We start from the raw sequence: 21500 nt of genomic DNA, 5'->3' as shown, positions 1-21500 counted from the left end.
ATCATGCGTGTGACGCCTAGGCCTCCTGTCAAGCGCGCCCTGACGGCTAACACGTACCGGCGACGACTGTTGCGGTGGCGCGCAATTCGACTTTGCCCGCCCGGATCGACTGCCGGGCGAGATCCAGAACCTCAGCCTTGATACTTTCCCGTGTTGCAATATCCGCCTGGCCCAACCCCGCGACCACGGGTGCGGCGATTTCGGTCATGAAGGTCCAATAGTCTTCGGGCGTGTCGTGAACCATCGTGGTCGTGACCTCTTCCTCGCGGACGTCTCGCAGGCCCGCGTCAGTAAAGACGGCAGCCATCAGGCCCTCGGGCGCACAGCGGAACAGGCCGGGGGCTCCCGCCGGCGGTTTCGGCATTTCCACGTGGCGCGCAATGGTCGACATGATCGTCGTTGCCCAGATGTTCTTGTCAGGCGAGGCCCAGACGGCGGCACAAACACGTGCACCCGGTTTCGCGACCCGCTTCAATTGTTCGGCTGCTGCCGCAACATCAGGGAAAAACATGAAGCCAAACCGGCAAAGAACAGCGTCGAACGTCGCGTCCGCGAATGGCAATGCGCCGGCGTCGCAGATCCTGGTTTCAAAATTCGTCAGACCGCGGTTCCTGGCGTTTTCGCTCGCCACCTGAAGCATGCGCTCGGATAGGTCCGTGACGGTGACGCGCCCGTTCGGAATCGAGGCGGCGACGGTCAGTCCCGGCTCGCCTGTCCCGGCAGCGACGTCAAGCACCTGATCGCCATCTTTGATCGCTGCTTGGCGGATCATCGCCTGGCCGAAGGGGGCAAGCCAGCCGAGAACGAGAGCGTCCCATTTCTTCCAGCCGGCTGCAAAGCGGTCCCAGGTTTCTCTTTGCTGATCGCGGATTTGATCGAGATGCGCGGACATACTGGTTCCTCCCTTGGCGCCGTTTTTCGACCTCGTTTGGCAAAACTATGAACCCGCTTTCGGATGGTACAAATCAATTTTGCGCCGGGATACGAGGGCCTTTGTGACCGCGGTTACATGTGAGCTTAGACAATCCGCTCTAGGGTGAGAGCGTAAGGCACGCTATATTCCAATTAAAGATACCGGGAAGGAGAGATTCGCACCGATGTCGAACCGGACGAACGTCAAGAATAGCGGCCGGATAGAGCCCAGCGACGAACAATCCCTCGGTGATCAATTGCGGATGATGCATCGGGCTTTCATGGCCTCGCCGCTACGCAACAAGATCATTTGGCTCAGCATAACCATCGTCGTTGTCATCGTTGTGACAGCCTTCGGCCAGATCATCCTCAATCGATGGTACAAACCGTTCTACGACACGCTCGAGCGACGCGACCTGCCCGCCTTTCTTCATCAGTTGGTCGTCTTCGCCCAGATCGCTGGCGTGCTTCTCGTCCTCAACGTCCTGCAAACCTGGCTCGGACAGGTCATCAAGCTGCGCCTGCGCGAGGGCCTGACGGAAGATCTCATAACCGAATGGATGCGCCCCTCGCGCGCGTTTCGTCTGGCGAACGCCGGCGCAATCGGCATCAACCCGGATCAACGCATCCATGAGGACGCACGCCACCTGACCGATCTGTCAGCCGGGCTTTCAATCGGCCTTTTCCAATCGGGTATTTTGCTGGTGAGCTTCATCGGCGTGTTGTGGTCGCTGTCCGACGGCTTCGTCTTTCATGTCTCTGGCTACGCCTTCGCCATTCCCGGCTATATGGTCTGGGCCGCCATTCTCTATGCAGGCACGGCCTCGTGGCTAAGCTGGCTGGTCGGCCGTCCGCTGGTGGCGCTGAACGGTGAACACTATGCCCGTGAGGCGGCGCTGCGCTTCTCGCTGATGCGCGTTAACGAGCATATCGAGGCGGTGTCTCTATCTTCAGGCGAGGCCAATGAAAAGAAGCGCTTACAGCGCGATCTCGCCTCGGTGCTCGAGATCAGTTACGGCCTGTTGCGCGCGGTGACACGCCTGACCTGGGTGACGGGCGGTTATGGCTGGATCACGGTCGTTGCCCCGATCGTCATTGCGGCGCCGGTTTACTTTGCCGGCGACCTGAGCTTCGGCGGGCTGATGATGGCGGTTGGTGCCTTCAACCAGGTGCATGCGTCGTTGCGCTGGTTCGTCGACAACATCGGCGCGATCGCCGACTGGCGTGCCACGCTGCTACGCGTTGCCGCCTTCCGTTCCGCATTGCTGATGACCGACGAAAGGCACGAGGGCGACAAACGTATCGACTTCAAGACGTCGGAAACGTCGCAGATGAGTTTCGACAATATCGAAATCGTCTCGCCGACGGGCTGCATCACGCTGCGGGAGCAAAGCGTGACAATCGATCCGGGCGAACGGGTGCTTGTCACCGGTGCGCCCGAGGTGGAGAAGGCGCCGTTCTTCCGGGCGATCGCTGGTCTTTGGCCCTGGGGTCACGGCCGCATTGCACTGCCGGTCGATGATAGCCTCGCCTTCGTTCCGAAGTCACCTTACTTCCCACCCGGGACCCTGGGCGAAGTTCTCGCCTACCCCGGTCCAACTGATAGCTACAGCAAGGGTGAACTTGCAGCGGTACTCTCCAAGGTCGGGCTTGGTCGCCTCAGCGGCCGGCTTGACCAGGATGCGCGAAAGCAGATGAACCTCAGCGAAGCGGAACAGCGCCTTTTGGCGATTGCCCGGCTCAGCTTGCACAAGCCGCGGTGGCTGATCATCGACGAGGCGCTCGACACGCTTGAGGACGACGCCTACCAGCGCGTTCTGAAGTTCATGGATGAAGAGCTCAAAGGTGTCGCGATCGTCAATATCGGACGCACCGAACGCGGCAATGACTTCTTCACCCGCGTGCTGCACCTCGACAAGAACCCGGCAGGCAATACGCTACGGCGACTGCAGCCAAGGAGCCTTCAGCCCGCCGATCCGCAATTGGTGGATTGAACCAAGCGCGCCATTCGGAAGCGCCAGTAACGGATTGAGGAACATAGAAAACCGCGCATTCGTCGAATGCGCGGTTTTGCCTTACCTAGCGTAAGTTTCCTTAGCGCGCCCGCAGCTTCATATGGCGGTTCACGTCCTTGTAGAGCAGATAGCGGAACTTGCCCGGACCACCGGCGTAGCAGGCCTGAGGGCAGAAGGCGCGAAGCCACATGTAGTCGCCGGCCTCGACCTCGACCCAATCCTGATTGAGCCGGTAGACCGCCTTGCCTTCGAGCACGTAAAGGCCATGCTCCATGACGTGGGTTTCGGCGAAGGGAATGATCGCGCCGGGCTCGAACGTGACGATTGTCATGTGCATGTCGTGGCGCAGGTCCGCCGGATCGACGAAGCGCGTCGTCGCCCACTTGCCGTCGGTGCCAGGCATCGGCGACGGGGTGATTTCGGCTTCATTGGTGAAGATGGCTTCCGGCACAGGCAAGCCATCGACATACTCATAGGCCTTGCGCACCCAATGGAAGCGAACCGGCGCTTCGCTTCCATTGCGAACGCTCCAGTTGCTGGCCGGTGGAATAAAGGCGAAGCCGCCCGGCTGCATCTTGTGCGCCTTGCCGTCGAGCGTAACGGTCAACTCGCCTTCGACGACGAAGATCGCGCCCTCGGCTCCCTCGTCCAGTTCGGGCTTGTCGCTGCCACCGCCCGGAGCGATTTCCATGATATATTGTGAAAATGTTTCAGCAAAACCGGAGAGCGGACGGGACAATATCCACAGCCGGGTTTTATCCCAGAACGGCAGATAGCTGGTGACGATATCCATCATCGTCCCCTTCGGAATCACGGCGTAGGCTTCGGTGAAGACCGCGCGATCCGAAAGGAGTTGGGTTTGCGGCGGGTTGCCGCCATGCGGCGCATAGTAACTACGGTTGGTCATATCTTCCTTCAGTCTCTGCTGGCAGGCACCGCCTCCTCTTATCAGCGGCGCAATTGGTTCGTTTGGGCGTCAAAGCAAGGCGGTGCGAAGATCGCGGGGCTGATCCTTCTCCTCGTCCAGATCCAGTTCCGCTTCCACATGGTTCAGGTGTTCGGCCATTTCCTTGATCGCGCTCGCGACATCGCGCGCTGCGATGTGTTCGACTACGGCCAGATGTTCGTCCGGCCCGCAATTGTGAAGGTGGTTCGAACGGTACATCGCGGTGATCAAGGATGTACGGGAGACCAGGTCGCGCAGAATGCCGAAGAGAAAGGCCGAGCCCGAGAGTTCCGCGAGCAAAAGGTGAAAACCGCCCGAAAGCCGAACGATATCAGAGAGATTGCCGGATCGGCCGGCAATGCGCTCTTCCTCGATATGGCCTCGCAACCGGACGATATCCTTGGGGTTGGCGCGTTCACACAAGCGCTCGACGACGCGCTGCTCGATGGCCCGGCGGGCAACGAAGACATCTCGCGCCTCATCGACGGAGGGCTCGGAGACGAAGGCACCCCGGTTCGGCATGATCGTCACCAGGCCATCGCGCTCCAGCGCGGTCAGTGCCTGTCGGATGCGGGCCCTGCTGACGGAGAATATTTCGGCAAGTTGCTCTTCTTTCAAGCGCGTTCCCGGCCGTAGCCGCCGCTCTGCAATCGCAAGCCAGATCTTCTCGCAAATGATCGCCGTCGGAGCACCGGCGGCTTCGTCCGCGTTGTACATGAAATCTCCCTTAGCCGTTCGCTTACTCTCGCCGTGCGGCGCTCAAAGTCAATTCCATCAGCTGCAGTTAGATATTGACTACAAAATTGTAGACAATATTGTGTACCGCAACTTGATGTGCAATGGCAACTGCTTAAACACGACCGCGCGACCGGCCCGAAGCCGGGGCGCGATGCCACTTGAGAGCCCCGATGGACCTTAATTTCACTGAACTGCCGGACCAGGAGAGGGGCGTGATGCGCACTCTGGACACCACGGCCGACGTCCCCTTCGCAACCGTCCTCCGGAAAACGAGCTGATCCATGCGTCTCCTGCTCATCAACCCGAATTCCACTCGCTCCATGACCGAACAGGCGCATCGCAGTGCGGAGCGCGTCGCAGCACCTCATACCTTACTGGAGTCCATTAACCCTACGTCAAGCCCGGCCAGCATTGAAGGGCATGCCGACGAAGCCATGGCCGTACCGGCGATGCTCGCAGAGGTTCGTAAGGGTGAGATGCGCGGCATCGACGCCTATGTCATCGCCTGCTTCGATGACCCGGGCCTTGGTGCTGCGCGTGAGATCGCCCGTGGTCCGGTGATCGGCATCTGTCAGGCGGCCGTGCAAGTGGCGATGAACATCGCGACCCGCTTTACGATCATCACCACCCTGCCCCGATCCGTGCCGATCATCGAGGATCTGGCTGGCGCCTATGGTGCCGGTCATCGCTGCCGCAAGGTCCGTTCGGTGGACATGCCGGTGCTGGCGCTGGAAGAGGACCTCGCCCATACCGAGGAGATGCTAGTGCAGGAGATCCTCAAGGCGCGGCAGGAAGATGGTGCTGAAGCAATCATTCTCGGCTGCGCTGGCATGTCAGAGCTCTGCGACCGCCTGAAGGCGCGCACCGGCATGCCTGTCATCGACGGCGTGACCGCTGCTGTGAAGCTCGCCGAAGCCCTGGTCGGTGGCGGATATGCCACCTCAAAGGTCGGCGCCTATGACTATCCCCGTGCCAAGGAAAACCCGGCCTGCAGGCTGGCTGACGTCGCCGGCTAAATCTCGAGCCTTTACGGGCCACCGGGCGGCACCCGGTCCGGTAGCGCTCGCGCTGGTGCCGATTGGCTAGATCAGCGCATCAACGCGTCAAGCTGCTCCTGCAGCGTCGCCACCTTCTGCTCGAGCGCTTCCAGTCGTTCTTCGAGGGCGGATAGCGCCGAGCCACTCGGAGCCGAAGACACCGCAGCCCTCTCGGCAGCCGGCTGCTCGACTTCACCGCACAGCAGATGCGCGAAGCGGTCCTCGCGCTGACCGGCGCCTCGGTTCAATTGAACGATCAGTGGCGGCCGGCGGCCCATCATCAGATCGAGATTGTCCTTCAGCTCCTCGATCGAGGAGAACCGCGCCATGCGCTCGCTGCGTGCCCAGAGCTCGTAAGCGGTCTGCGGACCGCGAAGAAGCAGAAGACCCAGCATGACGATCTGCGGCGAGGTCAGCGAGAAGCGGTTGGCTACCAGGTGCTCGTAGCGCTCGACCCTGGACGCAAACGCCTGGCGGACCAACCCCTTCTGCGCCAGCGACGAGAGCGCGCGGTGGACGTCCACCTGTTCGACCGCCATGACGGGATCACGGGCCGTCTTCTGGTTGGCGGCTGCATGCGCCGAATTGAGCGTCAGCGGGTAGACGTCGGGCGTCGTTTCCTTCTTCTCTATCAGGCAGCCGAGAATGCGGGCTTCAACGGCATTGAGGACGGGGAAATCGGTGTCGGAGGTCGTGTTCATAAGCCAACTCTTCAAATCAACGCATTCGATCCCAACCGAGCCCCCCAGCGGAGTGCAGCCCGGCTTTCGGCCCCTACCCTAACGTGAGTGTCGAAGCCCGGAAATGGTCATCGGTCTATTTCGTTGAATTCCGGTTAGCACCGTAGCATTCGCCTGACGACAGGGATACGAAACACGTTCGACAATACGGTTCGCCTGAACATCGCCCCCAAAAAAGAGGCTCCGCGACTGTTACGACACGGAGCCCAAGGCTTCAGGGAACTAGATGTGTCAGGCCGCGTGGATCGCCTTCACTGTTTCTTCGATGCGGTGGCAGGCGGCACGCGAACCGTCGGCGAAGTTGCGCATTTCCGGCCGTTCGCTCTTGCAGCGCTGGTCCGCAAAGGGGCAGCGTGGATGGAACGTGCAGCCGGACGGCGGATTGAGCGGGCTCGGCACCTCGCTGGCAGCGATACTGCGCCCACGCTTCGGATGGGTAATGTCCGGGATCGTCTCAAGCAGCAGTTGCGTATAGGGATGCCGTGGATTGGCGAAGAGCGTTTCGGTGTCCGCCTCTTCGACGATGCGCCCGAGATACATCACCGCGATACGGTCCGACATGTGGCGCACCACGCTCATGTCGTGGCTGATGAAGAGATAGGTCAGCCCCATCTCGTCCTGCAGCTTGCGCATGAGGTTCAGGATCTGGGCCTGGACCGACACGTCAAGGGCCGAGGTCGGCTCGTCGCAAACGAGGAACTCCGGCTCGCCGGCAAGCGCCCGTGCGATCGATATGCGTTGGCGCTGGCCGCCGGAGAATTCGTGCGGAAACTTGGTTCCGTCCGAAGGCGCGAGGCCGACGATCGTCAGCAGTTCGCCGACACGCTCCATGATCTCCGCTTCCGAATTGCGAAGCTTCAGCTCGCGCAGCGGCTCGGCGATGATGTTGCGCACGCGCCAGCGCGGGTTGAGGCTGGCATAGGGATCCTGGAAGATCATCTGCGCCGAAAGCGGTTGCCCGTTCTTGCCGGGCGCAAACCGTACCTCGCCTTCGCTCGCCCGGTAGAGACCGGTGACAAGCCGCGCGACCGTCGACTTGCCGCAGCCGGATTCACCGACGAGGCTCAGACAGCCGCCCATCGGCACGCTGAAACTGATGTCGTCCACCGCCCGCACGAACTGCTGCGGCTTGCGCTCGATCACCCGGTTGAGCCAGGGCGCGGAAACATCGAAATTGCAGGTCAGGTCGTTGACCGTCAGGGCATCACTCATAGAACTCCTCCTGCGTTGAGCCAGCAAGCAGCAACGCCGCTGCCGACCGGGGCCGGCTCGGGACGATCCTTGCGGCAGCGCGGCCCCGCCTCCGGGCAACGCGGGTTGAAGGCGCAGCCGGTCGGGATTGCGTTCAGCCGCGGCATCGAACCGTCGATCTGGTTCAGGCGCTCGACGCGACGGCCGAGTGCCGGGATCGAGCCCATCAGGCCGCGGGTATAGGGATGACGCGCATTCTTCAGCACGTCGCCGACCGGACCGATCTCAACCAGCCGTCCGGCATACATGACCGCGACACGGTCGGCGGTCTCTGCGATGACGCCCATGTCGTGGGTGACCAGCATGACCGCGGTTCCATGATCGTCGCAAAGACGGCGGAGCAGCGAGGTGATCTGCGCCTGGATCGAGACGTCGAGTGCCGTCGTTGGCTCGTCTGCAATGATCAGCTTCGGCTCGGCGGCGAGCGCGAGCGCAATGACGACGCGCTGGCGCATGCCGCCCGAGAACTGATGCGGATAGTGGTCGTAGCGCGCTTCAGGCGCCGGAATGCCGACCTCCTTCAGAAGCTGGATGGCGCGCGCCTTGGCGTCGGCCTTGGAGAGCTTCAGATGGAGGCGGATTGTTTCGACGAGCTGCGCGCCGATGGTGAACAGCGGGTTGAGCGAGGTCAGCGGATCCTGGAAGATCGCGCCGATCTGGCGGCCACGCACGTTCTGCATCTCCTTGTCGCCGAGCTGGTCGATGCGGCGGCCGGCGAGCCAGACCTCTCCGCCGGAGATACGGCCGGGCGGCTCCAGCAGTCCCTGGACCGCAAGGCCGGTCATCGACTTGCCGGCGCCGGATTCGCCGACGACGCCGAGGATCTCGCCCGGGCGAATGCTGAGCGAAACGTCTGAGAGTGCCGAAACCGTGCCATGGCGCCCGGGGAATTCGACGCAGAGGCCGCGAACGTCAAGCACGGCCGATGAAGCAGTTTCCGTCATCGCGGCACCTCCAGAGGGTAGCTCGGCGGGAAGATCTCGCTGACCGGCGGGTGACCCCAGCTTCTTTCGGGATATTTGGCGATCAGACCATCGAACTGCGCCTGCGCCGTTTCGCGCGCCTCGTTCATATCGAAGCCTGCCACTTCGCCGTCACGCATCGACAGACGGCCATCGACGAAGACCGCCTTGGTGACGCGTCCCGAACCGCCGACCACCAGCGTGGTGATCGGATCGACCGCCGGTGCCATGTGGTGGTCCATGAGATCGAAGACGGCGATGTCGGCCCGAGCACCCGCTTCCAGGCGGCCGAGATCCGACCGGCCGAGGGCCTTGGCGCCGCCAAGTGTCGCGGCGTCGAAGAGATCGGCACAGCTGACGGCGCCCGGATCGTTTTCGACCACGCGGCAGGTGATCAGGCCGACCAGAAGGTTCATCAGCATGTCCGGCGGTGTCGTGTCGGTGCCCATGGCGATGTTGACGCCACGGGCCTTGACGGAGCGGAACGAGTTCAGCGTGCTGCCGCCGCGAGCCGAAACCAGCGGGCAATGGACGATGCTGACGCCGTTTTCGGCATAAAGACGCAGATCGTTATCGGTCGCCTGAGTAGCATGCGGCGCGATCAGCCGGTCGCTGAGGAAGCCGAAGCTTGCCAACCACTCCGGCGCCGTCTTGTCGTGCAAGCGGCGAACGGTATCGACTTCCATGGTGCCCTGCGCCGCATGCAGGCGGATCGGACAATCAAGGTCGCGCGCCGCGTCGGCAGTGCGGATCAGAAGCTTCTCGGTGCAGGTTTCCACCCGGTCCGGAGCCAGCAGCCCCTTGACCAGGCCACCGTGACGCCCTTCGTGCTCGCGGATGAAGCCGATGGCATCATCGAGGCCCTTCAGGCCCCTTGCTTCGTCGAAGATCGCTTCGAGCTGGCCCGGCGCCGTCACCATCATGCCGCCGGCACGATAGGCTGGGCTCAGATAGACGCGCAGACCCAGATCGCCGGCAGCATCCGACGCGGCTGCAAATTCCGCTACGGTCTCGCCCCACTCACGATAGAAGAGGGAGGCGATCGGCGCCGCCGTGGTGATGCCGTTTAGGAGAAGCTGGGCGAAGGCAAAGCGCTTCTGGAACGCCAGTTCCTCCTGCGTGTACATCTCATAGGGCCCACGTTCGATATAGGAGCGCGGCCAGACGCGACCCTTGGCCCAACCGGGCTGATGGTCGATCGAAAGGATCGTCGTGTCGAGATCCGAAAGTGCATCGAGGTCGATCAGGCCGGGGCTGATCATCGCGGCCCCGAGATCGATCCGCCGAGCTACGTCGCCTTCGAAGTGTGGCCCGACATAGAGCAGCGTGCCGCCTTCAATGACGACCTCACCGTTCGGGATCAGCCGGTGCGAACCGTCCCGGTGACCGAGCACCCATTGCGCCGTCAGAAGCGTGCGTCCCTCGGGACGTTGGCCAAGTGTCAAATCCTTGATGGTGTTCATGGGATTGCTACCTCCGCAATACCGTTTCGAGCGACGACACGTCCGCGCTTGACGACCAGAGGCCGCGGCGCGACGTCGACGACGGCATGGGCCAGCGTCTCGCCGGTGAGCAGGGTGAAATCGGCGTCGCAGCCGACGTCCAGGCCGTATCCCCTAATGTCCATGACCTCGGCGCCCCCCTTGGAGCAGACATGCAGCGCATGTTCGAGATCGACGTCACGGCGCAGGCCATTCTTCATGCCGAGGATGCGGGCGCGATCCATCATGTCGGGCTGTCCCCACGGACCCCAGGTATCGCGGATGCCGTCGCAGCCGGCCGCGACCTTGACGCCAGCTTCCTTCAATCGAAGGATCGACGGCACGGTCGAGGACGGCGAGCCGGTCGTGACGATGCGGATATCGAGCTCGGCAATCTGTTCGATCAGGCCGGCGACGCGCAGGTAATCCGGTGCTCCGAGCGCGAAGGCGTGACTGATCGCCACCTTGCCCTGCATGCCGAGCGCGCGGATGCGCTCGAACATCATCTCCATGCTGAACGCACCGAGTTCGCCCTGCTCGTGCAGGTGAATATCGATCGGCTTGGCATGTTTGTCGGCAAGGCCGAAGATCGCGTCGAGGTGTCCCTTCGGGTCCCGGTCGATGCCGCAGGGATCAATGCCGCCAATGACTTCGGCGCCCTTGCTCAGAGCTTGGTCGAGGAGCTCGACCGTGCCCGGACGGGTAAGGAGGCCCGACTGCGGGAAGGCAACGATCTCGATGTCGATGATGCCTTCAAGCGCCTTGCGGGTCTCGACGATGCCTTCCATCAGCCTGAGGCCATGGGTCGTGTCGATGTCGACGTGGCTGCGGATGTGGCTTGCGCCGTTGGCCGCGAGCATGATTGCCTGGCGCATGGACTGGCGGTGCGGCTCGATGCCGATTTCAAGCCGCTGCTCGCGCTCGAAGTCGATGCGTTCGCGCAGCGTCGCAGACTTGGCATTGACATGCCAGGGCATGCCCCAGACCGACTTGTCGAGATGCGTATGGGCTTCGACGAGACCAGAGATCACGATATGGCCGTTGCCGTCCTCGGTTGCTACGCCTTCAGCGGAAAGTCCTTTGCCGAAGGCCGCGATCTTGCAGTCGCGCACGAGGATGTCGGTCGCTTCGCCGGCATTGGGCCTGACGTTACGGATCAGGAGATTGGACATCATTCACCTCAATTTCGGATTGAGCGCATCGCGCAGCCAGTCACCGAGCAGGTTGACGGAGACCACGAGAAGGCAAAGCTGGACGACGGGGAAGAGCACGACCCACCATACGCCCGAAAACAGGAACTGGTTGCCGAGGCGGATGAGCGTTCCAAGGCTCGGCTGGCTCGGCGGCATGCCGATGCCGAGGAAGGAAAGCGTCGCCTCCGTCAGGATCGCCATGCCGAAGTTCAAGGTCGCCGCGACCAGGATCGGCGTCAGCGTGTTCGGCAGGATGTGCTTCAGCATGATGCGCCGCGCCGGTGTTTTCAAAAGACGCGCGGCCTGGACATACTCCTTGCCGCGCTCGACGATCGTCTGGGCGCGGACGGTACGGGCATATTGCACCCAGGCGCTGAGCGTGATCGCGAGCACCAGGACGGCGGCGGAGCCGACATCCCTGAGTTCCGGCGGCAGCATCTGGCGCGCGACGGCGCTGACGAGGATCGCGATCAGGATCGTCGGGATCGACAGCAGCACATCGCCGATGCGCATCAGCAGATTGTCGATGAAACGCCCGAAATAGCCGGCGACGAGCCCGAGGCTCAAACCCACGGCCAATGAAAGGACGACCGAGGCGACGCCGATCAGGATCGAGATGCGCGAGCCATAGAGAATGGCCGAGAGCATGTCGCGGCCTTGGGTGTCGGTGCCGAGCACGTAAGGCCACTGGCCGTCGGCCTCCCAGATCGGCGGCAGCTCGGAATTCCAGAGTTCGAGCTGGGCCGGATCGAACGGGTTCTGGGGCGCAATCAGCGGCGCGGAAAAGGCGGTTACGATCAGGAAGGTGAGGATGACCGCGCCGATGATCGCCGACGGCTTGTGGGTGAAGGACCACCAGAGATCGCTCTGGCGCCAGCGGGCAAGCCGCGAGGGCCGGCGCGGCGGTGTGGTTTGCTGGACGTGATCTGTCATGGCAGCGACCTCAGCGGGTGGCGTCGCGCAACCGCGGATCGATGACCGCATAGGCGATATCGACGAGCGTATTGAGCGTGACGAAGATGAAGGAGACGATGCAGAGATACCCCGCCATGACAGGCATATCGAGGAAGGTCACCGCCTGGATGAACAGCATGCCCATGCCCGGCCACTGGAAGACGGTTTCGGTGATCAGCGCGAAGGCGATCAGCGAGCCGAAATTCATCGCCGTCATGGTGACGACAGGCATCAGACAGTTGCGGAGCGCGTGGCGGAAATAGATCCGCCAGCGCGGCACGCCGCGGGCACGTGCGAATTTGACGAAGTCCGAGCGCAGCACTTCCATCATCTCGGCGCGGACGAGACGCATGACCAGTGTGATCTGGTAAAGCGCGAGCGCGAGGGACGGCAGAAGCAGGGACGCGCGACCCGAAGCCGTCAGCAAACCGGTGCTCCACCAGCCAAGCTGCACAACATCGCCGCGCCCGAAGGCGGGCACGAGGCCAAGCGTTACGGCAAAGACGAGGATCAAAAGGATGCCGACGACGAAGCTCGGCAACGAGACGCCGATGATGCTGACAAACTGAAGCCCCTCGGAATACCATCGCCCTCGGTGGATCGCGGTGATGACGCCAAGCGGAATACCGATCAAGAGCGACAGGACGGTTGCGACCAGCGCCAGCTCCATCGTCGCCGGGAAGCGTTCGGCAATCAGCTTCATGACGTCCTGGCCGTTGCGGTAGCTGATTCCGAAATCGCCCTGTGCAGCGTTGACGACGAACCGGCCGAACTGGGTCACGAACGAATCGTTGAGCCCGAGCTTTTCGCGCAGCTCGATGCGGTCGGCCTGCGACATCTGCTCGTTGGCCATCAATTCAACCGGATCGCCCGCGAAGCGGAAGATCAGGAAGGCAAGCAGCGCAACGGCGAGCATGACCAGCACGGCATTGGCCAGTCGCTTGATGAGAAAGACAATCATTGGGTTTCTCGCTGAATGAGAAAGCCCGGCAGAGCGAACTCTGCCGGGGCAAGGAAACTCAATCGCCGATGCGCGTCAGCCAGTGGCGCGGCTTGTTGTCGGCGCGAATGGTGACGTCCGTGACGTTCTTGGACATCGCCCAGGCCATCGGCTGCTGGTGCAGCGGGATCATGATGACCTCGTCCTTGGCGAACTTCAGCGCCTCGGTTTCGATCGCCAGACGCTTGTCGTGATCCATCTCGACCGCTGCCTTCTTCACCATGGCGTCGAGTTCCGGATAGGACCAGCCGCCGTAGTTGGCGACGCCGGCGGCACCTTCGCGGGTCGAGAGCACCTGAACCAGGATCGAATAGGCATCGAGCGTCGGCTCGTTGGCCCAGCCGATCATGTAGGCGTCGGACTTGCCGCCGGCGCGCTTCGGCGCCTGAACCGCACGCGGGCCGATGTCGAGGGTCGGCTTGAGACCGACGCGCGACAGCATCGAAACGAGCGCGCTGCAGACGTCTTCCTCGTTGACGCTCTCGTCGTTCATGCAGACGAACGTGAACTCCTTGCCGACGGCGCCCGCTTCTTCGAGCAGCTTCTTGGAGAGTTCCGGATCGTAAGCGGTCGGCACGTCGAGCTCGGCGCTGTAGCCGGGGATCTCAGGCGCGACCATGGTGCCGGCGACATGCGACTTGCCGCGCATCACGCGCTTGAAGATGAGCTGGCGGTCGATCGCATGGTCGATCGCCTGGCGTACCTTGATGTTGTTGAAGAAGTTTTCGCGACCGTCGGCGAAGGTGTCGTGGCGGTTAAAGACCATGTGCACGGTGCGCAGGTCGGTGCGCTCGACGACCTTGATGTCCGGCGAACTCTTCAAGCGCTCGAGATCCTGCACGGGCGCGCCGTCTGTCAGGTCGATTTCGCCCGAAAGCAGCGCTGCGACGCGGGTGGCGGCCGAGGTGATCGGCATGAATTCGATGCGGTCGAGATTGTGCTTGGGCGTATCCCACCAGCCGTCGTTCTTGATGAGAACCGTCTTGCTGTCTGGAACGCGGGATTCGACCTTGAACGGGCCGGTACCGTTGGTGTTGTAGGTGGCGTAGCCTTCGACCTTGGCGCCGACGTCGGTCGGCAGCTCGGACTTGTTGTCGACCAGCCAGTCCTTGTCGAACATGAAGATGTTGGTCATGTCGTTGAGGAACAGCGGGTTCGGCGAATTCACTTCGATGTCGACCGTGTAGTCGTCGACCTTGGTGGTCGAGACATAGGCGGGAATGTTGCCACGCAGCGGCGAGGTCGGGTGGCTAACGCGGGCCATGGAGGCAACGACGTCGTCAGCGGTGAAATCGGCACCGTTCTGGAACTTCACGCCCTTGCGCAGATGGAAGCGCCAGACCTTGTCCTTCACCATCTCCCAGCTCGTGGCGAGCGCCGGCTCGACCTTAAACTCCGGCGTATAGCGCGTCAGGCCCTCATAGACGTGGTTGAGGAAGGCCAGGTTCGAGGTGCTGCCGTAGGAATAGGGGTCGAGCGAGAAAATATCCCGCGGGCTTCCCCAGCGCAGCGTTTCCGCGGATGCGGAGGATGCGAGGACGGTAAATGCCAACCCCGCGAGGAGATGCTTTCTCAGTTTCATGTCGTTCCCTCTGTTTTCTCGTCAGTCGCCCTATGCCGGCGCTCTCGCCCACTCGTGAGCAAGCCACCCTAGATTTGAAGCTGTTGGCGACAATGTCAACTATTTTGTCGACAATTTTGTATGCATAAATGTTTAAAGTGGCATACGCTATAAAAAGTGGGGATCGGTTCCCCGAACAAAGAGGCTGAAAGACAGTGGTCAAGCAGCAACTATGAGGCGAATAAAATCTGTCGGAATGCCTGAAACGGCACGCCCGTCGGTATCGTTCGATACCGACGGGCAAATGCAATTTGTCCGATTGCTCGGCGCTTGGGCGCGTCAGCTCTCGAAGCGGGCTCGAATGGCGGGCATTTGCCGGCCCGATCCTGGCGCTGCCGATCCTGTCGCGGCTCAAAGTCGATCGGCCGAAGCTGAGCTTCTCGCTCGCGGTCGACAATTCCGCCCGCGTCATCGACCAGATCCTCGACTACCGGGCCGATGTTGCGATCACCGCGCAGACGCCTGACGATCCGCGCCTTTATGGTGTTCATTTCCTCAGCATGCGGATCGGGCTATGCGTACCCGTCGGCCATCCGCTTGCCGAGCGCGAGGGAGTGAAGATGAGGGAGCTGGAGGACATGTCCTTCGTCATGCGCTAAAGGAGGTCACGCACACGCGAGATCTTCGAAAGGAATCTCGCCGAACACGGCACCACCGTGCAGCAGATCGTCGAGATCTCGTCGCGCGAAGGTGTGCGCGAAGCGATCGCCAACGGTGTTGGTTGCGGCGTCGTCGCCGACCTCGAATTCGGCCACGATGCCCGTCTCGCCTTCGTGCCGATCGACGACGCCCGCGAACTCATCGACGAATATGCCATCTGCCTTGCCGAGCGCCGGCACCTGCCGCTGATCCGCGGATTTATCGACGAAGCGGGCCGATTGCGGCCGGACGACAGCGAGGCGGTCTTCGCGACGCCGCTGCCGGGCGTGTATCCCGACACGCACGATCGCAAAACGACCCGGCCGACCACACAATAGTGACGGTCAGCGCACTTGGATCACGCGATTCCCGGCGGAAAACCGCTTCACATTTTTCCCGGAATTGCTCGAGCGCTATGCCGCGCCGCCAAAGCCGGAGAGGAAGGACGTCAGGTTGTCCGATAACGCATCGCAGAGATAACCGCCTTCCTGTACGATCGCGGTCGGAAGGCCGAGGCCCGCGATCGCCTCACCAATCCGGGCAAAGCCCGGAGTAGAGACCGAGAGACCCCCGAAAGGATCGCCTTCGAAGGCATCCAGGCCCAGCGCGACAACCAGCGCGTCCGGCGCGTAAGCGCGGATGCGGCGGAAGGCGACGTCGAGCGCGGCGAGAAATTCCGCATCGCCGGATTTGCGTTCGAGCGGCAGGTTGAGGTTGTAGCCGAGGCCCGGCCCCTCGCCGCGCTCGTCCGCATGGCCCCAGAAGAACGGGTAGAAACGCACCGGGTCCGCATGGATCGAGATCGTGAGCACGTCGGCGCGCTGGTAGAAGATGCCTTGCGTGCCGTTGCCATGGTGCAGGTCGATGTCGAGGATCACCACGCGGGCAGCATTTGTCAGGAAGCGCTGCGCGGCGACCGCCGAATTGTTGACGAAGCAGAAGCCGCCGGCGACGTCGGCAAAGGCATGATGGCCCGGTGGCCGGCAGAGCGCATAGGCCGCCCGTTCGCCCGCCATGACCGCATCGGTGGCATCAACGGCGCTCCAGGCGCTCCAGCACACGCTCTCCCAGGTTTCGCCCGAGATCGGACACGCGGTATCGGCCATGTGGTAGCCGGCCTGGCCAACGGCGGACGCCGGGTAGCGACCGTTACGCGCTAGCGGATGAATGTTCGGGATAACCTCCTCCGAAGCCTCGGCGATACGCTGCCAGCGCGCGTAGATATGTTCGAGAAAATCGAGATACTCCGGCGTGTGCACCGCGGCGATCGGGTCGAGCCCGTGATCGCGGGGCCGCAGGATCTCGCAGCCGGCGGCACGGGCACCGGTGAGCAGGCGCTCGACCCGTTCCGGCCGCTCCGGATTGGGCTGCGGCGCTCCGCTCGACAGAAAGGCCTTCGGGTTATGGCGCTTCTGTTCGGCTGCATAGAAGGCTTTCATGCTGTCTCCCTTTCCTGCGTCGTCAAACTTTCAGTCCCCGGCCAGAGCCCCGAACGCCTCGCCATACGCGGCATGAGCGCGATCTTTCGTCTGCCAGGTGATGCCGATACGCTCGTAAAGGCGCTGCGCCGGCAAGTTCTCCACGTCGACTTCCAGCCGCAGATAGTCGCCGCCCCGCGCCTTCGACCATGTGGCCACTTCGCGAAGCAGGCGCTCGCCGATACCGAGGCCACGGAAACGATCGTCGACATACAGATCCTGCACGAAGACGCCGGGCCTCCCGCGCCAGGTCGAAAAGATCGGGAAGAACAGGCAAAGACCGGCAAGATCTGCACCCGCCTCGGCGATCAGACTGTGGAAGGCGGCGTTCGGACCGAAGCCGAAACGGCGATAGTCATCGACCGTGCAGGTGAGCTTGTCCGCCATTTCGAGCCCACGCCCCATAGCCAGGATCGCGTTATGTATGGTGTCGGCATCCCCTGGTTCGCCTGCGCGAATTCGGACATCGGCCGTTGAGTGCTGCATCATCGTCACTGTTTTCCCTTTCACTGCCAGCAGGCGAAGGCTCAAGTCGAACCATGCCCGTGGCGCCGGCCTCAGAATGCCACCTGATCTCCGCCCTTGAGGCCGAGAAGCGCGCGCGCCTCCTTAGGGGTTGCAACCTCCAGGGACAAGGCGTCGAGAACTGTGCGGATCCGGTGGACCTGCTCGGCATTGCTGGCCGCAAGCGTCCCGCGGCCGTTGTAGAGGCTGTCTTCCAGCCCGACGCGGACGTTTCCGCCCATGGCGGCGGCCATGGTGATCATCGGCATCTGATGGCGGCCGGCGGCCAGTACCGAGAAGCTGTAGTCGTCACCGAAGAGCTTGTCGGCGATGCGTTTCATGTGCGTCAAGTTCTCAGGATCCGCACCGATGCCGCCGAGCACGCCGAAGACGAACTGGATGAAGAGGTGCCCGGACACCAGGCCGCGGTCGCGGAAATGCGCCAGCGAATAGAGATGGCCGACGTCATAACATTCGAACTCGAAGCGCGTGCCGCAGCCCTGGCCAAGCCGCGTCAGGATGAATTCCATATCCGCGAAGGTGTTCTTGAAGATGGAGCTCCGCGTTGCTTCGAGAAGCTGCGGTTCCCATTCGTGTTTCCACTCCGTCGGCTTGTCGAGCGCCGGAAACAAAGCGAAGTTCATCGACCCCATGTTCAGCGAACACATTTCCGGTTCGGCGCGCAGCGAAGCCGCAAGCCGATCTTCCAGCGCCATCAGCGACGAACCGCCGGTGGAGATGTTTATTACCGCATCGGTCGACTGCTTGATGCGCGGCAGGAACTGCATGAACAGCGCCGGATCGGCCGACGGGCGGCCGTCTTCCGGGTTCCTTGCATGGAGATGCAAGATGGAAGCGCCGGCCTCGGCTGCAGCGATTGCTTCGGAGGCGATCTGGTCGGGGGTAACAGGTAGGTAAGGCGACATGGTCGGCGTATGCACCGATCCCGTCACCGCGCAGGTGATGATCACTCTGCGCGATGTTTTGGACTTCGTCATGGTCAAGCCCTCAGCGGTTGACGGGAAGATTGAGTTCTTCGGCGAGCACTTCGAGTACGTCGCCAAGGATGGCGACGATCTCGCCGATCTGCTCACGGGTGATGATCATCGGCGGGCAGACGAGGAAATGGTCGCCCTCCACACCGCCGCGCGTACGCCGTGAATAGATGATCAGGCCGCGCTCATAGGCGAGATCGACCATGCGCTGGTGCGCATTCAACTCCTTCGGCAGCGGCTTCATCGTCTCACGATCGGAGACGAATTCGGCCGCCAGTAGCAGACCCTTGCCGCGCACATCGCCGATGAAGGGGAAGCGATTGGAGAGCGCCACGAGTTCAGCCTTCAAAGCATCGCCCATGGCAGCGGCATTATCGATCAGGCCAAGGCGGTCGATTTCGTCGAGAACGGCGAGACCAGCGGCGCAAGCGAGCGGATTGCCTGCATAGGTGAAGCCGTGCTGGAAGCCGCCGGCATCGAGCACCGGCTGGACGATCAACGACGGAGCTGCCATGGCGCCGAGCGGGCAATAACCCGAGGCGAAGCCCTTCGAGAGCGCGATCAGATCCGGGCGGCAATTCCAGTGGTCGCCGCCGAGGAATTTTCCGGTGCGGCCAGCACCACTCATGACCTCGTCATGGATCAATAGGATGCCGTACTTGTCGCAGATCTCGCGAATGCGCGGATAGTAGCTGTCGGGTGCCACGAGCGCGCCGGTGGAAGCGCCGCCGATCGGCTCCATGATGAAGGCGAGCACGCTCTCCGGGCCTTCCGCCTGGATCCGCTCCTCCAGCATGTCGGCATATTTGATGCCGCGCTGCTCCATCGTCAGGTTGTCCCGATCGAGATAGGCGGTCGGCGCCGGCACCTTCGGCATTTCGCGCATCATCGGCGAGAAAGGATCGGAGAGCGCCGCATAACCGGTGACAGCCAGCGCCCCGAGCGTGCCGCCATGGTAGGACGGAAAGCGCGAGATCACCTTCCAGCGGTCCTTCTGACCGGTGGCGACCGCCCATTGCCGCGCAAGCTTGAGGCAGGATTCGACTGCTTCCGAGCCACCGGAAACGAAGAAGATCTTGTCCATGCCCTCCGGCAGCTTTTCCGCCGCGCGGCGGGCCAGATCTTCGGCCGGCTCGTTTTCAAAGTGCAGCCTATAGGCGAAGGTGACGCGATCCATCTGGCTCTTCATCGCGTCGAGCACATTGCGGTTGCCATGGCCGATATTGACCACCATGGCGCCGCTTGAGCCGTCGATCACCCGGCGCCCGTCCTGGTCGAAGAGATAGATGCCTTCGGCCCGATCGACCAGCGGCCGGCGGAGGCGCGACTGGTAGAAGAGATGGGAGGCAGGTCGTTCGTTGGAAGCTGTCGTCTTGAGCATGGCAAATCTCTGTCAGCGAGTGAGATAGTGATTGAGAACATTGGCGGTGACGCGCTCGACCATTGCGTCACCGCGTTTGAGCGCCGCCACCCATTCGCAGCTGCCGGCGTGGAACACCTCGCCCTTGCCGCGCGGGAAGTTTATGATCATGCCGCAGCCGCGCTTAACGCGTTCGACGGCCGCAGGGGCAGTGTCGCCGATCAGCGTCTCGGCGACGAATTTCGCGTCGGCATCCGAAAGGAATTGGTCGTCTGCGGGGATGTCGGCGCTTTCTTCCTTCAGCGACGACATGCCGAGCGCGAGGATTTCGAGCCCGTCCGGCGCGCCGCTGTCCTCCGTCGGCTCCGGCAGGCCGTTACGGATAATATAGTCGAGGCCATCAACCTCGTAACCAAACGCATGGCCTTCCGCGCCGAGGATATCACCGTAGTAGATGCCCGTTCCGGAGAAGGCCCAATGCTCCGGCCGATAGACCGGAAAGCCACGTGCGCCACGCGGAGCGCAGCCGCCCCAACCGACATAAAGACCACGGGTGGCATTGAGCCCGAATGTCGCCGCCCCCGGCCGACCGATCTCGGCTGCTTCCCAGGAGCCGCTGGTGCGCGTCGGATCTGCCGAGCGATAGGCGGGGTCTTCTGCTCGTGATCGGTACTTGTAGCAAACCTGCCGCTTGCCGCCGTCTTCCAGCCGCGTCTGCCACATGAAGTTGCCGGCAAAGCGCGCCGCCTTTCCGCCGCGTTCGACATAGTTGTCAACCGCATCGCGCATTTCCCAGGTCCAGTATTCGTCATGGCCGACGAAGACGACGCAATCGTAGCCGTCGAGGATCTCCGGGTTGAAATGAAGCTCGTGCTGGCTGGCGAGATCGACGGCATAACCTTGGCGTTCCGCCCAGCGGAAGAAGTGACTGTCATAGCTCGCCCAGCCGGACGAGGCATATTTCTTGGAATAGCCGTTGGCATAGGCCCATTCCATGTGCGGATAGCGCGGGGCAACCGCCATCGGCGCATAGATTTCCAAGGGCACCCGCGGAGCATCCGGGGGCAGCACGACGAAGCCACGGCAGAACGGACGTTCGATGCTGACGGTCGTCGCATACTGATCGCGGTTGGGGCCGGTGATCCCCTGGTAGTGGTTGGAGCCGCCCCAGGTGTTATACGAGGTCCAGGAGCCGGTGGCCGCCACCTGCAGCACCCGGCCCGGCTTGCGGCCAGCGAGCGGCCGAACAATGAACAGATGGTGGCAATGGATCGGCTTGCCGTCCCTGCCCTCGGCCCTCAGCGTGATGCGATAGGCGCCCGACGGCCAGTCTTCGGCAATCTTGAATTCGAAGCTCGTTTCCCAGCCGCAGCCGATGACTGAACATTGGTCCGGCGTTTCCTGCCAGCCCGCCGCAAGGCTGTCGCGCTTGAAAACCATCGTCTCCATCGCTCCATCGCGCGTAATTTCGAGCGAGAACCGTGAAGCTGTCGAACTCACTTGTAGCCGCGCGGTGGCACCGGGCGGATAGGCATAGCCGTCGGTGTAGCACCAGATCTCACCGCCCTCACCGTCCATGCCCGGATATTCGTAATAGTGACCGAGCACCGCCTCGCGGCGCTGTTCCGGCGTCAGGCCGAAATCCGGGTAGTGCTTGCTTTTTTCCATCATGGC

Annotated in this window: 18 protein-coding genes and 1 pseudogene; 3 read left to right on the top strand and 16 right to left on the bottom strand. The window is 62.5% G+C overall.

Translation table 11 applies throughout. From position 1 onward, the window contains the following. Positions 1-46: 46 nt before the first annotated feature. The gene (locus AC3WWH_RS18365) at positions 47-892 is read right to left on the bottom strand and encodes a class I SAM-dependent methyltransferase (protein ID WP_058320904.1); all 846 of its coding nucleotides are present in this window, start codon (positions 890-892) and stop codon (positions 47-49) included. Between the two features lie 205 nt (positions 893-1097). Here AC3WWH_RS18365 and AC3WWH_RS18360 point away from each other — a divergent pair, with 205 nt between their 5' ends. Continuing rightward, positions 1098-2906, top strand: a complete 1809-nt coding sequence (locus AC3WWH_RS18360) for an ABC transporter ATP-binding protein/permease (protein WP_058320905.1) — start codon at positions 1098-1100, stop codon at positions 2904-2906. Between the two features lie 100 nt (positions 2907-3006). Here the strand turns inward: AC3WWH_RS18360 and AC3WWH_RS18355 are convergent, their stop codons facing one another. Both AC3WWH_RS18355 and AC3WWH_RS18350 read right to left on the bottom strand, forming a co-directional pair. Next, positions 3007-3834: a bifunctional allantoicase/(S)-ureidoglycine aminohydrolase gene (locus tag AC3WWH_RS18355; RefSeq protein ID WP_057249556.1), complete on the bottom strand. Its 828-nt coding sequence runs from the start codon at positions 3832-3834 to the stop codon at positions 3007-3009. Between the two features lie 69 nt (positions 3835-3903). After that, positions 3904-4590, bottom strand: coding sequence for a GntR family transcriptional regulator (locus AC3WWH_RS18350; RefSeq protein ID WP_058320906.1), 687 nt, complete (start codon positions 4588-4590; stop codon positions 3904-3906). Between the two features lie 302 nt (positions 4591-4892). On the opposite strand from AC3WWH_RS18350, the gene AC3WWH_RS18345 reads away from it, so the two are divergent. Beyond that, entirely contained in the window at positions 4893-5627 is a 735-nt protein-coding gene (locus AC3WWH_RS18345) for an aspartate/glutamate racemase family protein (RefSeq protein ID WP_058320907.1), read from the top strand. Positions 5628-5698: 71 nt separating this feature from the next. Here the strand turns inward: AC3WWH_RS18345 and AC3WWH_RS18340 are convergent, their stop codons facing one another. The 8 genes from AC3WWH_RS18340 to AC3WWH_RS18305 form a co-directional block, all read right to left on the bottom strand. Beyond that, a complete protein-coding gene (locus AC3WWH_RS18340) occupies positions 5699-6349 on the bottom strand; it encodes a YceH family protein (protein WP_058320908.1) in 651 nt (216 codons plus the stop codon). Between the two features lie 270 nt (positions 6350-6619). Then, the gene (locus AC3WWH_RS18335; RefSeq protein WP_058320909.1) at positions 6620-7600 is read right to left on the bottom strand and encodes an ABC transporter ATP-binding protein; all 981 of its coding nucleotides are present in this window, start codon (positions 7598-7600) and stop codon (positions 6620-6622) included. Beyond that, positions 7597-8583, bottom strand: a complete 987-nt coding sequence (locus tag AC3WWH_RS18330) for an ABC transporter ATP-binding protein (protein WP_058320910.1) — start codon at positions 8581-8583, stop codon at positions 7597-7599. The genes AC3WWH_RS18335 and AC3WWH_RS18330 overlap by 4 nt, the downstream gene beginning before the upstream one ends. Then, positions 8580-10064: an amidohydrolase family protein gene (locus tag AC3WWH_RS18325; protein WP_058320911.1), complete on the bottom strand. Its 1485-nt coding sequence runs from the start codon at positions 10062-10064 to the stop codon at positions 8580-8582. The genes AC3WWH_RS18330 and AC3WWH_RS18325 overlap by 4 nt, the downstream gene beginning before the upstream one ends. Next, positions 10061-11254, bottom strand: a complete 1194-nt coding sequence (locus AC3WWH_RS18320) for an amidohydrolase family protein (protein ID WP_058320973.1) — start codon at positions 11252-11254, stop codon at positions 10061-10063. The genes AC3WWH_RS18325 and AC3WWH_RS18320 overlap by 4 nt, the downstream gene beginning before the upstream one ends. Positions 11255-11257: 3 nt before the next feature. Then, positions 11258-12208, bottom strand: coding sequence for an ABC transporter permease (locus AC3WWH_RS18315; protein WP_057249545.1), 951 nt, complete (start codon positions 12206-12208; stop codon positions 11258-11260). A 10-nt stretch (positions 12209-12218) separates the two neighbouring features. Then, positions 12219-13190, bottom strand: a complete 972-nt coding sequence (locus tag AC3WWH_RS18310; protein ID WP_057249543.1) for an ABC transporter permease — start codon at positions 13188-13190, stop codon at positions 12219-12221. A 58-nt stretch (positions 13191-13248) separates the two neighbouring features. After that, positions 13249-14811 carry an ABC transporter substrate-binding protein gene (locus tag AC3WWH_RS18305; protein ID WP_058320912.1) on the bottom strand — a complete coding sequence of 521 codons (1563 nt, stop codon included), beginning with the start codon at positions 14809-14811 and terminating at the stop codon, positions 13249-13251. 290 nt (positions 14812-15101) lie between these two features. On the opposite strand from AC3WWH_RS18305, the pseudogene AC3WWH_RS18300 reads away from it, so the two are divergent. Further along, a pseudogene (locus AC3WWH_RS18300) lies at positions 15102-15827 on the top strand (LysR substrate-binding domain-containing protein). 75 nt (positions 15828-15902) lie between these two features. On the opposite strand, the gene AC3WWH_RS18295 reads toward AC3WWH_RS18300, so the two are convergent. The 5 genes from AC3WWH_RS18295 to AC3WWH_RS18275 all read right to left on the bottom strand — a co-directional run bounded on the left by AC3WWH_RS18295 (position 15903) and on the right by AC3WWH_RS18275 (position 21497). Next, positions 15903-16928 (bottom strand): histone deacetylase family protein, encoded by a 1026-nt coding sequence (locus AC3WWH_RS18295; RefSeq protein ID WP_058320913.1) that lies wholly within the window; start codon positions 16926-16928, stop codon positions 15903-15905. 30 nt (positions 16929-16958) lie between these two features. Beyond that, the gene (locus AC3WWH_RS18290; RefSeq protein WP_373419817.1) at positions 16959-17453 is read right to left on the bottom strand and encodes a GNAT family N-acetyltransferase; all 495 of its coding nucleotides are present in this window, start codon (positions 17451-17453) and stop codon (positions 16959-16961) included. Positions 17454-17524: 71 nt separating this feature from the next. Next, on the bottom strand, positions 17525-18469 hold the full coding sequence (gene kce / locus AC3WWH_RS18285) for a 3,5-dioxohexanoate:acetyl-CoA acetone transferase (protein ID WP_058320915.1): 945 nt from the start codon (positions 18467-18469) through the stop codon (positions 17525-17527). A gap of 10 nt (positions 18470-18479) precedes the next feature. Further along, complete coding sequence (locus AC3WWH_RS18280) at positions 18480-19847, bottom strand: aminotransferase family protein (protein WP_058320916.1); 1368 nt, start codon at positions 19845-19847, stop codon at positions 18480-18482. A 12-nt stretch (positions 19848-19859) separates the two neighbouring features. Beyond that, positions 19860-21497: a N,N-dimethylformamidase beta subunit family domain-containing protein gene (locus tag AC3WWH_RS18275; RefSeq protein ID WP_058320974.1), complete on the bottom strand. Its 1638-nt coding sequence runs from the start codon at positions 21495-21497 to the stop codon at positions 19860-19862. Positions 21498-21500: the final 3 nt, after the last annotated feature.

It is taken from the genome of Ensifer sp. EB106-03-01-XG145, from assembly GCF_058792075.1.
Note: the sequence above shows the minus strand (reverse complement) of the source record. Positions and strands in the feature narration are given on the sequence as shown.

What these genes read in the sequence shown, in the direction of transcription:
- AC3WWH_RS18365 (WP_058320904.1), bottom strand. Translation starts at nt 892, where the DNA reads ATGTCCGCGCATCTCGATCAAATCCGCGATCAGCAAAGAGAAACCTGG.
- AC3WWH_RS18360 (WP_058320905.1), top strand. Translation starts at nt 1,098, where the DNA reads ATGTCGAACCGGACGAACGTCAAGAATAGCGGCCGGATAGAGCCCAGC.
- AC3WWH_RS18355 (WP_057249556.1), bottom strand. Translation starts at nt 3,834, where the DNA reads ATGACCAACCGTAGTTACTATGCGCCGCATGGCGGCAACCCGCCGCAA.
- AC3WWH_RS18350 (WP_058320906.1), bottom strand. Translation starts at nt 4,590, where the DNA reads ATGTACAACGCGGACGAAGCCGCCGGTGCTCCGACGGCGATCATTTGC.
- AC3WWH_RS18345 (WP_058320907.1), top strand. Translation starts at nt 4,893, where the DNA reads ATGCGTCTCCTGCTCATCAACCCGAATTCCACTCGCTCCATGACCGAA.
- AC3WWH_RS18340 (WP_058320908.1), bottom strand. Translation starts at nt 6,349, where the DNA reads ATGAACACGACCTCCGACACCGATTTCCCCGTCCTCAATGCCGTTGAA.
- AC3WWH_RS18335 (WP_058320909.1), bottom strand. Translation starts at nt 7,600, where the DNA reads ATGAGTGATGCCCTGACGGTCAACGACCTGACCTGCAATTTCGATGTT.
- AC3WWH_RS18330 (WP_058320910.1), bottom strand. Translation starts at nt 8,583, where the DNA reads ATGACGGAAACTGCTTCATCGGCCGTGCTTGACGTTCGCGGCCTCTGC.
- AC3WWH_RS18325 (WP_058320911.1), bottom strand. Translation starts at nt 10,064, where the DNA reads ATGAACACCATCAAGGATTTGACACTTGGCCAACGTCCCGAGGGACGC.
- AC3WWH_RS18320 (WP_058320973.1), bottom strand. Translation starts at nt 11,254, where the DNA reads ATGTCCAATCTCCTGATCCGTAACGTCAGGCCCAATGCCGGCGAAGCG.
- AC3WWH_RS18315 (WP_057249545.1), bottom strand. Translation starts at nt 12,208, where the DNA reads ATGACAGATCACGTCCAGCAAACCACACCGCCGCGCCGGCCCTCGCGG.
- AC3WWH_RS18310 (WP_057249543.1), bottom strand. Translation starts at nt 13,190, where the DNA reads ATGATTGTCTTTCTCATCAAGCGACTGGCCAATGCCGTGCTGGTCATG.
- AC3WWH_RS18305 (WP_058320912.1), bottom strand. Translation starts at nt 14,811, where the DNA reads ATGAAACTGAGAAAGCATCTCCTCGCGGGGTTGGCATTTACCGTCCTC.
- AC3WWH_RS18295 (WP_058320913.1), bottom strand. Translation starts at nt 16,928, where the DNA reads ATGAAAGCCTTCTATGCAGCCGAACAGAAGCGCCATAACCCGAAGGCC.
- AC3WWH_RS18290 (WP_373419817.1), bottom strand. Translation starts at nt 17,453, where the DNA reads ATGCAGCACTCAACGGCCGATGTCCGAATTCGCGCAGGCGAACCAGGG.
- kce (WP_058320915.1), bottom strand. Translation starts at nt 18,469, where the DNA reads ATGACGAAGTCCAAAACATCGCGCAGAGTGATCATCACCTGCGCGGTG.
- AC3WWH_RS18280 (WP_058320916.1), bottom strand. Translation starts at nt 19,847, where the DNA reads ATGCTCAAGACGACAGCTTCCAACGAACGACCTGCCTCCCATCTCTTC.
- AC3WWH_RS18275 (WP_058320974.1), bottom strand. Translation starts at nt 21,497, where the DNA reads ATGATGGAAAAAAGCAAGCACTACCCGGATTTCGGCCTGACGCCGGAA.